We start from the raw sequence: 3119 nt of genomic DNA, 5'->3' as shown, positions 1-3119 counted from the left end.
GGCGGAACGTTCTCGAGTCTTCGGCCACATTCGCTTCGGACAGGTCTGTGAAACACGCCGGGACAGATTTGCGGAGTTCGGCTTCGGACGGTCGAGATCGGGCGTCGCAACCGGATAGTCTGCGGTTGGCTTCGGCAAGTCTGGGAAAGGTTCCGGGCCGGCGCGCCCAGGCGGCGGCGCCTTCGGTGACATCTCAAGCGTCAGCCTTGCCGTGCTCTCATTTCCGTCGTAGCGTTGACGCCTAACAATTCATTCAAGCCGACGCCGCTTCGCGGCGCGGCTTAATTCAGGCGTTAGGCATAAGGGGAAGGTTCATGGCGCCTGAATTGATTGTTGGCGTTGTCATAGCTGTCGTGGTCATTCTTGGTGTTATTGCCAAGCTCATACCAAAGCGCCAACCGCCTTCTCCAGTTTTCAAATGCTCGCGTTGCGGCACAGCCTCGCGCCACAACAACCGCACCGCTGAGGCATGGCGCAACGGCAAGACCAAGTTCTTCTGCCAGTCTTGCCATGCCCAATGGCTTCAATCTCGCCCGCCGCAGGAGCGCGCGTCGTATGGCGGTCGTAGCGCATCAAGCGGTAATTCCGGCTGTCTTGGCGTTGTAGTACTGTTCGCACTATTGCCGTTAGGCGGCTGGTTCCTCTGGTCTTATGCCTAACAATTCATTCAAGCCGACGCCGCTTCGCGGCGCGGCTTAATTCAGGCGTTAGGTTGTTGGGAGAAATCTCTTGGAACTGCAGGTAAAGCGCATTTCGGTTGGCACTACCTTCAAATTGGTCGGCGTCGGCTTTCTGTTCTCTGTCTTGCCTTTCACTGTTCTTGCGGGTTGCACAGCCGCTATGGGATTGAACTCACTGTCTTGGAACGGCGAGCCACTGACCGGGTGGACGGCATTAATCGCCTCGCCTTTTATCGGGGTTTTTCTCAGCGCATTCTTCACGATGATCTTTGGATCCGCCATTGCATTTGGTCTTTGGGTTTACTCGCTTTTTGGGCCGTACGGCATTTCGTTCAAGCCGATCGACCATGACAAGCCAACAACCTAACAATTCATTCAAGCCGACGCCGTTGCACGGCGCGGCTTAATTCAGGCGTTAGGCCGCTGAAAAGCAAAGCTGTGTGGTCGCGCTTCAATCTTCGCGTTCTTCGCTTCGCTCGCTATCTAGAACTCTGGATAGTTCGTCGCCGCGCGGTTGAGGCCGTGATCAGCTCTCCTGGCTTCGGTCGGGCCAGGCGGCCCATCGGACGCACCGCGCTTGGTGAAGGTGCGGCTTTGGTGGGTTCCCGTCCTGACACTTTCGTGGCCGCGCGTCCGGATTGCCCGGCTTCGGCGGCACCCCAAGCGGAGACCTTGCGGGCAAGTCATTGTCGTCGCATGCTGCGGCCTAACCAGTCATTCAAGCCGACGCCACTTCGTGGCGCGGCTTAATTCCGGCGTTAGGCGCCACAAATGGCCATCTCGAAAGATCAGCTAAAGCAAATTGGGCGATTCGAGTTGGCTGAACCTGAGTCACTTGACGACCTTGATGAGTGGGCACTCTGGCTCGAGGCCATGCTGCATGGTCCATGCTTCATCTTCTTCCGGGACGGTGAGCCGATCCTGCTGCAGGGCAAGCAGGTCGTTGAACGACTAGCAGGACTAAAACTCGAGATCTATCCTGACGAGCATCCGCCGCCACACTTCCATGTGCGTGCGCCTGGGCTAAACGCCAGCTTCGCGATCGAAGACTGTAGGCTGCTTAAGGGGCACGCACCTTCGGACGTTCTGGACAAAGTGCGCTATTGGCATAAACACTCCAAGCGCAAGCTAGTCGAGGCGTGGAATGCGACGAGACCAACCAATTGCCAAGTGGGTCCGTACAGTGGCGCCTAACAATTCATTCAAGCCGACGCCGCTTCGCGGCGCGGCTTAATTCGGGCGTTAGGCCGCGGAAGGAAGATCATGAATGATTCAAGGCAGATAACTGGTCGCAAGCTTGCCAAGCTCTTCGCCCTGAGCATGGTCGCAGGCGTTACCGGAACACTGTTGGCTCATAGCTTCGGAGCCACCCTAAAGACTTCTCCACCTTGGCTAGGTCCTGCCATTGTCATTGGGGCACTCACCATTTTAGTAGGTGGTCTGCTGCTACTTCCCACCATGGTTCGGGCTGTGCGGGCTTCCAGGCATGGGCCGCCGGCCTAACAATTCATTCAAGCCGACGCCGCTTCGCGGCGCGGCTTAATTCAGGCGTTAGGGCCCAATACATGACATTGCTCGAGGTCATAGATTCGGCGGTGAAGATCGGGCTTGGCGCTTTGATCGCCGGCATCTCTGCGCTGTTGCTATCTCACTCGCAGCATCGTCGCGATCTAGACAAGGCTAAGGTCGAACGCGAGTTCGAAATTCTGAAAGACGTCGCTGAGCAAACCGAGCGGTTTACTCAAGCCGCGCTCCGCTACTGGTCACTCGCTAGCGACGCGCACCGACTTAAGCGCCACTCCAAGTCCCTGAGCGACAGGAAAGAGATGGACCTCGCGGAATCTAAGCGGGCGCTGTTCGACATCTTTCATGAGCTCACTAGCTCGGAGGCCAAGCTACTGTTGCTTGGCAAGCGGGATGCCCAAATTGCAGTCAGGACTTACGGCGACATGGTCAGTGCGTTTAGACGGTCCGCGGTCAGTGAGGCGCAACTCATGACTGACGCTGAGATAGATACGTGGCGCGAGAACATTCTCAAGACTCGGGAGCGTTTGCTGCATGAGCTACATGCTTGCTATAAGCGGCTTGGGCCCTAACAAATCATTCAAGCCGATGCCGCTTCGCGGCACGGCTTAATTCTGGCGTTAGGCATCAGTTGAGGGTTCATCGTGGATCAGGATAAGTGCATCGCATTGAAGAGAGAGCTCCAGACTCAGGCGGAGCCGCAAGTCGTTCCACTTGATCGATTCTTCGACGGGAACGACGATGAAGGTTCCATTGGCTGCAATCTTGTCCCTCATCCCGGAGTTCCGCTATTTCGAGACACTCTGCTTGGGTTGCTTCAGCGTCCTGACGTAACCGCCGTATACGCCCTGATCTCCGAGCTTGACCCAGACGATGACTCATGGCCTTTCACAGACACAGTTTTGGTGGCGGGCA

Annotated in this window: 4 protein-coding genes; all 4 read left to right on the top strand. The window is 56.8% G+C overall.

Annotation, left to right across the window (positions count from 1 at the left end):
* Window positions 1–314: 314 nt before the first annotated feature.
* The 4 genes from FQY83_RS17475 to FQY83_RS17460 all read left to right on the top strand — a co-directional run bounded on the left by FQY83_RS17475 (window position 315) and on the right by FQY83_RS17460 (window position 2776).
* A complete protein-coding gene (locus FQY83_RS17475; RefSeq protein WP_146389514.1) occupies window positions 315–659 on the top strand; it encodes a hypothetical protein in 345 nt (114 codons plus the stop codon).
* 70 nt (window positions 660–729) lie between these two features.
* Entirely contained in the window at window positions 730–1047 is a 318-nt protein-coding gene (locus tag FQY83_RS17470) for a hypothetical protein (RefSeq protein WP_146389511.1), read from the top strand.
* Window positions 1048–1451: 404 nt separating this feature from the next.
* The gene (locus FQY83_RS17465) at window positions 1452–1874 is read left to right on the top strand and encodes a DUF4160 domain-containing protein (protein ID WP_146389509.1); all 423 of its coding nucleotides are present in this window, start codon (window positions 1452–1454) and stop codon (window positions 1872–1874) included.
* 371 nt (window positions 1875–2245) lie between these two features.
* Window positions 2246–2776: a hypothetical protein gene (locus tag FQY83_RS17460; RefSeq protein ID WP_146389507.1), complete on the top strand. Its 531-nt coding sequence runs from the start codon at window positions 2246–2248 to the stop codon at window positions 2774–2776.
* The last annotated feature ends 343 nt before the right edge of the window (window positions 2777–3119 follow it).

Origin of the sequence: Luteimonas marina, from assembly GCF_007859325.1 — a bacterium.
Lineage (GTDB): Bacteria > Pseudomonadota > Gammaproteobacteria > Xanthomonadales > Xanthomonadaceae > Luteimonas > Luteimonas marina.
Note: the sequence above shows the minus strand (reverse complement) of the source record. Positions and strands in the feature narration are given on the sequence as shown.